The organism is Methylobacterium sp. Leaf91, from assembly GCF_001422815.1.
Classification (GTDB): Bacteria; Pseudomonadota; Alphaproteobacteria; order Rhizobiales; family Beijerinckiaceae; genus Methylobacterium.
Map to the genome: position 1 here is coordinate 1 of NZ_LMMP01000033.1, position 7703 is coordinate 7703.

The window sequence follows — 7703 nt, forward strand, 5'->3', positions numbered from 1 at the left end:
AGTTCAGACCATTGCGCATCGCTCAGCATCGTCCCTCCCGCAATCAGAGAGACGAAAACGCAAAACGCGCCAATCCGTTCAAGCGACGACAGGCCCTAGTCGTGGTCATGATCACGATCGTGCTCTCAGGCTTCTTTTACACCAACCGGCACCAGCAGGCTCTCATCGATCTGCGCGAAGGCGGGCGGCAGATGCGCATCGCCCAGGAAGCGCTCATGGACGCGGAAGCCTACGTCCTCAACAGAGCCCTCGGCGACCGGGACAGCGAATACAGCGAGTACAGCCGCGCCTTCGAAGCGTTGCATAGCCGTCGCGATACGTATCTGGCTCGCCTGGATCCTTTCCTAAAGATGCCCGACGGGACCAGCGCCTCCGCCGACGCCAGCATCAAGTCGCTCGAAGCCATCTGGACGGATACACTCGAACTCGTCCGCGCCGGAAAGCTGGAGGCGGCTCAGTCCCTGCTCAGGGAACGCAGGAGTGCAGCTCTGATCGGCACGATGCGTCGCGCGTTTGATGCCTTCCTGGCGACCTGGAACTCGCATTTCACCGATCACGAGACGCGCATCGAGATCGGCAAAAGTATCGTGTTGCTATCGCAGATTCTGATTGCCGGAGTCATGATCTTCGCATTCCGATCAAGCGCGCGAGATGCTCAGGCCCGGGCGACGGCCATCACGGAAATGGACGCGTCCAGAACACAGGTCGGTCACCTGTTCGAGATGACGGACATGCTCCAGAGCGCTGCGGATCATCACGATGCAAATGCGGTCCTCCGAGCCACTGCCGGCGAACTGATCAACGGTTTCAGCGGCGCGCTCTATGTCTTCAATAATTCACGGGATCGCCTCGTCCTCTCGACCTCTTGGGCGTGCGAGGAAGGATCGCCCCCGCCGGAGGTGATCGCGATCAACCAGTGCTGGGCCATGAAGCGCGGCAAGCCGCACATCAACCGCGGCGGCTCCAGAGCCCTTTGCTGTGAGCATCATGTCTCCGGTCTCGCCGCCCTCGAAATACCGATGGTCGCGCGGGGCGAGAACCTTGGTCTTCTTCAGATCTTTGCGCATGGTTTGGACGCAGAGAAACGCCTCGCTGACATCCTGCCGCTGAGTTCGGCGCTCGGGGACGCGATGTCGCTCGCCCTGTCCAACATCGCTCTACGCGAGAAGCTGCGCAACCAGGCGCTCCGCGATCCACTGACGGGCCTCTATAACCGACGCTACATGGAGGACAGTCTCGATCGATATGTCCGCATCGCTGAGCGCGAGGGGCGGATGGTTTCGGTGATCATGATCGACCTCGACCACTTCAAGCGCCTTAATGACGAGCACGGTCATGCGACAGGTGACGCTGTTCTGAGGGAAGCGGCGGCTGCGATCGTCGGAGCGCTCCGTGAGACCGATGTGGCCTGTCGCTACGGTGGCGAAGAACTGATCGTGTTTCTCCCCGACTGCAGCCTCGAGGATGCAGCGCTCAAGGCAGAACAAATCCGAGAGCGGATCGAGGCTCTGTCCGGGGCCCATGGTGCGAAGGTCTCGGCGTCGCTAGGGGTGTCCTCTCTGCCGAGCACATCAAGCAACAGTGCTGACCTCGTCAAGGCAGCCGACACGGCACTCTATCGCGCCAAACATAGCGGAAGAAACCAGGTCGCGACCGCTCCGGTTCAATCGGGCTGGCGTGCCGAAAGCGAAGCCCCGGCTAGCCCACAGGGGCGCCTTCGTGTCGCGGGCAAATAGCTTAACGGCACTTAAGAAGAAGTAAAACAACAACCGCGGGGCTGCCTGTCAGCAGCCTGACGACGAGACCGCCCTTCGACTGATTGATGGCCGGGGTCCGCTTCCGCCGCTATGCCGAAAAGGCCCCGGTGCCGGCCATGAAGTACGGTAGCACGGTCGTGCTCGACAACTTGTCCGCCCACAACGTCAGCGGCATCCGCGAGCGCATCGCTTCTGCAGGTGCCCGCCTGCTCTACCTCTCGGTCTATTCGCCCTAAACGAAAGACCGCTAAGAGATTTCAATCTGACCGAACTCGCCTTTGCCAAGCTCAAGGCCAATTTGGGTGCCCAGGCCGCCTGCACGGTCGCAGAACTTTGCAACACGCTCGCGCAGGTCCATGGGCGCTTCACGCCGAATGAGTGCCGCAATTACCTGATGGCCGCAGGGTACGATGCCTTTGACCCAACCTGACTGGATGCGGCTCTATAAAGTTTCAGAGTTAGTTCATCGAGCCGCGACGTCGGGCATCCGTAAGCTTCGACAACGCTCGTCCGACTTCAAGCAGCAGCATATCGCTCATCCGGTGCAGGAGAGGCTCAGGAAGCTCGTGGATTGCCTCCTGCGCCGCGAGGCAATGCTCGGCAGCCCGTTCCAAGGGGTGCTGATGCTTAAAGTCTGGAACGGGATTCGCCTCATGGTCACGAACACGCGATTGTGTGATGTCGATTAGCACACCGCTTCCACGCTGAGGCCGCCCTGCCTCGTCCAAGGTGATACGCCCACGATCCAGAACCCAACGTACAACGCCGTCAGCAGAGCAAACTCGGTACTCGAACGTGCAGCAAATTCCCGTCATCATACTACGCACTATCTCGTCGGCAAAACGCTCACGATCCTCGGGATGCACCCCGGCAAGGAACACATCGAGCGCCACGCCGGCAGCCATCGCTGTGGGGTCGATATTGAACACGAGTGCAACGAGTGCGTCCGCATACGCGAGATCCTTCGCAACGTCGTATTCCCATCGTCCAATCAGGTCTGAAGCGTCGAGCGCCTGTTGCAACATGATCTGCGAGACCTGCGTCCCGCGCGTTTGAATACGCCCCACACGCGTCTCCAGAATCTGATAAGGTCCGATCCAATACGACAATATAAGCTAAACCTAAGTAAATCTATACCGGTAGAAATTTACTACGAGATGGTGCAAAATACATCGCTAAACGTGATTCAATCAAAAGTTGCGCTGGAGGGCCGCATGGGCCGGAAGTTGAGTTCGGCTGAAGCCGATGTGTTTGCCAAAGACAGTACAAGTTTGCCGAATCAGACCGCTGAAGTCACCTCGTCATATGGCTCAGTGCTTCAATCAAGAATTGCAAAGGCGCTGGATCTTTCCGTAGCGGACTTCCTCCATCCAGCTGAATCCGAGAAACATACCCAAGAAGCCAATCATGACGGCCATGCGCCGGAGACTGGGCTGACGCGAGACTGCGTGGATCTCATTGAGGCTTTTGTACGTGTGGTAGATCCTAAAGAGCGTGAACGCATTCTTAATATGGCTCGAAACGCGGCTCGCGTGAGCGAGCACGAGGAGCCGCAAGGTTGACGGCCCGATCTATCGGCTAAGGCGGATTATCAGTATTTAACCGAAACTAATGCAGTTTCAAATATAACAATATAGAACTATTTGCTGTCGCGGTTTTGGTGTCATCTGATATATATCTACTTTTATATTCGATAGTTTTCTTAATCTGCCCTGTGCGAGGCACGCTGGTTAGATCAGGGGTCTGTGGCTGGGTGAAAGGCCAAATGCATGCCTGAAGCTCAGAAAATTTCGACCATCAGCCGTATTCAATCACTACTGGATGATGACTGCGCTGAAATTTGATCAGCCCTTAGTCGATTACAGGAATTATTACAACTAGCGGCCGCATCGCGATTGATAGCAGATCGGGGGGGGCACAAGTTAAGGATGGCGCGGTGATAGGCTGGTTAGCATGGCACTCCTTAATCTGATTGTTAACGGCGCATACGAAGCGTAGCCGATAGCAGATCGTGTCTATGTGTTAGGTTGTTGCTATTTAGCATCACTTAAGCGAACAATTTCATTTCGCCGTTCCTCTCTTTGTGAAAGTTCCTGGCCGACCTGCCACAAGAGAGCACGTGTCAAAGCAATCATCGCAGGGGTGCCTGCTTCGATGACGGCCTGATGCGCCGACAAACAAGCCTCTGCCATCTCGTTGAAACGCTCGTCGTCTTCCATTTCTGCACCGTCCATTCTGTCCGACACCGGTTGGATACTGGCAGGATAGCTTAAGTAATCAACGTGGATCAAACGCGAAATATTCTAACTAAGGTTGTATTTTGCATGGCCTCCAAAAGATGCGATAAACCGGTTGCGCACAATCGGAGTTACACATGTGTAAGCGGGATGCCGCTGAGTACGAGTCAGACCAATCGGAAGCGCTATTGAACCGGATCGCTGTAGCACTCGATTGCCCGGTTGAAGTGTTCTCAGATCTGTCATTGCCTGATCGAAACCCTACGGCGGAGATTCTGCAACTTTGGGCCATGATTGAGGTCGAGCAGGACCGATTGAAGGTGCTGAGCTTCATCCGCGGCTTGGCTCCCAGAACCGAAGTTCCACAGAGCCGCTGACGTTTAAGCGCCATCCGCAGCCTGCTGTGGGAATGGCGAGCCGATCTACAGAAAGCTTCTGCAGCAGAAGGACTGCTTCCATGCTGTAGAGGCTTGGGGTTTCCGCCGCAAGTAGCGAAGTAATGCTGTAGTGATCTGATGATTGATAGTATAATCAAGGTGGTCTCAGCCATATCAGTTGCTTTTTTTGCCTTGAATCGCAGATTTTGCGCCCTCGGTTTTCTACTACTTAAGGCTCTCTAATGAAGGTCATTTTCGTTTCGATAGGTAGCCATGGGGACGTCTTGCCGTTCATAGGCCTTGCCATCGAAATGCGCCGACGCTCCTTCAATGTCCTCCTCGCTGCGCCAGGACATTTTGAGAGGCTGGCGAAGCAAGCGCAACTGCCGTTTCACCCCCTTGGCAGCCAAGCTGATTACGATGAGGCCATCGCCGACCCGAACCTTTGGCATCCTCGCAAGGGAGCGGCCCTTCTGCTTGGGTACGCGCTGAAACTGATGCCGGTCGTTGACGCCTTCCTAGGCCAGGAGGCAGAACGGGGCCCAATCCTGGTGGTCGCCTCAACACTCAGCTTAGGCGCCCGTATCGCTCAGGATCGCCTGGGGCTCGACGTGATCACGGTTCACCTCGCTCCTTTCATTTTTCGGAGCCGGCACGCACCTCCCATCATCCCAGGAGTGCCGCTTCCCCGTTGGCTCCCGAATCGTCTCAAGCACTCGATCCAGCTTGGAGCCGAAAAATACGTGCTCAATCCCGTCTCTCTTCCCTCGGTTAACGCATATCGGGCTGAGTTCAATCTGCCTACCGTGGATCGATTGAGAACATGGTGGCACTCACCTCAACGCATCATCCTCATGGTCCCGAGCTGGTTCGCCCCACCACAGGACGATTGGCCACATCGCTTAGTCCAGACTGGATTTCCTCGGGTCGATACCTTCGGCGATGCTGGCAGGCTGTCACCGTCGCTTGCTGCGTTCGTAGAAGGCGGTAAGCCTCCCTTGGTCTTCACCTACGGCTCAGCGATGAGACAGGCGGGGCGATTTTTCGAGACGGCTGTCGCCATCTGTGGGCGGATGGGACGTCGCGGAGTTCTCCTGGCGCCTCAGAGTCCGTCCGATAAGTCACACTGCTCGGCCTAACCTTCGAACGAGGATCATGACGGCGGCGGCGTAGAGGAAGGCCTGGGCCGAGGCGAGGGTCGCCTCCGGGTCCTTCCAGAGGCGGCGGTTGCGGCTGATCCAGCCGAAGAAGCGTTCCACCACCCATCGGCGCGGATGCACGGCGAAGCCGACCTGATCCTTGGGTTTGCGCACGATATCGACGGTGATGCTCGTGGCGGTCGCGGGCCTATCGCCGGCATAGCCCGCATCGGCAAAGGCCTTGGTGATGAACGGGAAAGTCCGCCGCGATAGGCGCAACACCGGTCCGGCCCCATCCCGATCTTGTACGTCCGCAGCCTGCGGATCGAGGACGAGCGCCCGCCCGTCCGTATCGACTAGGGCCTGACGTTTGCGGCCCTTGATCTTCTTTCCAGCGTCGTAGCCGCGCGGGCCGCCGCTCTCGGTGGTCTTGACGCTCTGGCTGTCAAGCACCGCAGCCGTCGGCGAAGCCTCTCGACCGACCCGCTCACGGTCGGCCATGACGAGGTGATGGTTGATCCGGGCAAACAGGCCCGCGTCCCGCCAGCGGCTGAAGTAGCCGAACGTTGTGCTGCGCGGAGGCAGGTCCTTCGGGATCATCCGCCACGCGATGCCGCCGCGCAGCACGTAGAAGATCGCGTTCCAGATCTCGCGCATCGTCCAGACAGGCGGACGACCGCACGAGGCCGGCACCGGCAGCAGCGGCGCGATCACGGCCCACTCGCTATCCGTTAGGTCGGTTTCGTAGCGCAGGCCGGCGCGGCTATGCTGCCGGCGAGTGGTCGGGGTCCACATGGCACTTCCAAATCAGGCTTCAGCACCCTCTTGGAATCACCGCCATCCCGGCCACTCAACCCCCATCAGGCGTTATCGGACAGGCTCTCAGAACGGCCAGATCCCCGACGATCTACCAGCCAGCGTGTTCAGAGCGGCCTACGCCCCGCTCAGTGCACTGCTTCCATATTCTGCCGCGCTGATTCATCATGGAGGAATTGGCACTGTCGCGGAGGGGCTGGCTGCTGGCGTTCCGCAACTCATCGTACCGGTCGCCTTCGACCATTTCGACGAGGGTGAGCGTCTTCGTCGCCTTGGGGTAGGTATGACGCTCTCACGCAGACGCTTCAAACCCTCTCACGCCAGCCAATGCCTCAATACGCTTCTCCATTCTCCAACTGTTGCGGAGGCTTGTAAAGAGGCCAAGAAACGAAGTGCTCAAGAGAACGGCATAAAGGTCTGCTGTGGCATTATCGAGCGGTTCTCGAAACGGAAGCGTCACGGTTACTGAAAAATCTGCGCTTAATGCATTTGTATTTCTACGGGCGTTTTATCTAGCAATCGGTTGTGGTCCTCCTGGCGTTATGGCCCCGAGCTATATGCAGAATGTTGTCATGGCACGAAAAAAGCTTCAGTCTGAAGAGATTATCGCCAAGCTTAGCTGAGGGGATGTTTTGGTCTTGTAAGTACGCAAGGTCGCCGAAGGGATACGATCTATCTAGTTGGCCGAGTTCACGTATTTCCGTTAGCGTTCCAAATATGGTTTTAAAGGTCATCAGGTCAATCGCCTGGATTAACTGGAGACGGAGAGCCTATGACTTTGCTGTGCATCCACGCCGTTGGGGCGTGAAATGCTTCCTCGGCTGGATTAGCCGCAACTGCCGCCTTCGGGGAAAATTTTGAGGCGACCTTCGCTTTGGCTCAGGCGTTCCTCTACGCTGCCGCCTTCATGATCCTCATGCGAAGGCTGGGCCGAGCGTCATAACTTATCGGACAAAAATCAAGCAAAGCATTATAGGCAGAAGTATTTCATTAATACAATGCGGTGCTTCGCGAAGCAATGGCTCTGAAGATACATGGCTTACCGAACCTGTTGCTATCCGAAGCCAGCAATCTTTGTGATAATAAATGAGCGGAATTCTCCCTAGGATGAGTAAGCATTCCGGCTGTGGCTGATTGAGTCTGTTGCCGTACAAAAAGTTGAGCGGCGCTCAACCTAATCTATCAAGGGACCCGTTCGAATTTATGACTACTTATACGGGTGACCTAACCGGCTGGCTTGGAATGGGCTGCTTTACAGTCTCAGGCAGTATCGAACCGGCTAGTGGTTGAGCCCTGACGGTTGAGTCCGCGTAGGGTTTTGGTTTGTGGCCCATCCTGCGAGTCTGGCGGGATGCGCAGTGGCATCTCTTTCACGCT

Annotated in this window: 6 protein-coding genes and 1 pseudogene; 4 read left to right on the top strand and 3 right to left on the bottom strand. The window is 56.9% G+C overall.

Going from position 1 to position 7703, the window contains the following annotated elements; translation table 11 throughout:
* Positions 1-11: 11 nt before the first annotated feature.
* Both ASF32_RS16915 and ASF32_RS26650 read left to right on the top strand, forming a co-directional pair.
* Positions 12-1736 (top strand): GGDEF domain-containing protein, encoded by a 1725-nt coding sequence (locus ASF32_RS16915; protein WP_056430863.1) that lies wholly within the window; start codon positions 12-14, stop codon positions 1734-1736.
* Positions 1737-1810: 74 nt separating this feature from the next.
* A pseudogene (locus tag ASF32_RS26650) lies at positions 1811-2187 on the top strand (IS630 family transposase); the annotation flags it as partial.
* Positions 2188-2215: 28 nt separating this feature from the next.
* Here ASF32_RS26650 and ASF32_RS16925 read toward each other — a convergent pair.
* Positions 2216-2866, bottom strand: coding sequence for a PAS domain-containing protein (locus ASF32_RS16925; RefSeq protein ID WP_156467864.1), 651 nt, complete (start codon positions 2864-2866; stop codon positions 2216-2218).
* 48 nt (positions 2867-2914) lie between these two features.
* Between ASF32_RS16925 and ASF32_RS25520 the strand changes: the two genes are divergently transcribed.
* Positions 2915-3319, top strand: coding sequence for a hypothetical protein (locus tag ASF32_RS25520; RefSeq protein WP_156467865.1), 405 nt, complete (start codon positions 2915-2917; stop codon positions 3317-3319).
* Between the two features lie 471 nt (positions 3320-3790).
* Here ASF32_RS25520 and ASF32_RS25525 read toward each other — a convergent pair whose 3' ends face one another.
* Complete coding sequence (locus ASF32_RS25525; RefSeq protein ID WP_156467866.1) at positions 3791-3991, bottom strand: hypothetical protein; 201 nt, start codon at positions 3989-3991, stop codon at positions 3791-3793.
* Positions 3992-5492: 1501 nt separating this feature from the next.
* Positions 5493-6305, bottom strand: coding sequence for an IS5 family transposase (locus tag ASF32_RS16945; RefSeq protein ID WP_056430877.1), 813 nt, complete (start codon positions 6303-6305; stop codon positions 5493-5495).
* Here ASF32_RS16945 and ASF32_RS25530 point away from each other — a divergent pair.
* Entirely contained in the window at positions 6304-6795 is a 492-nt protein-coding gene (locus tag ASF32_RS25530) for a nucleotide disphospho-sugar-binding domain-containing protein (RefSeq protein ID WP_156467867.1), read from the top strand. The genes ASF32_RS16945 and ASF32_RS25530 overlap by 2 nt on opposite strands.
* Positions 6796-7703 lie beyond the last annotated feature (908 nt).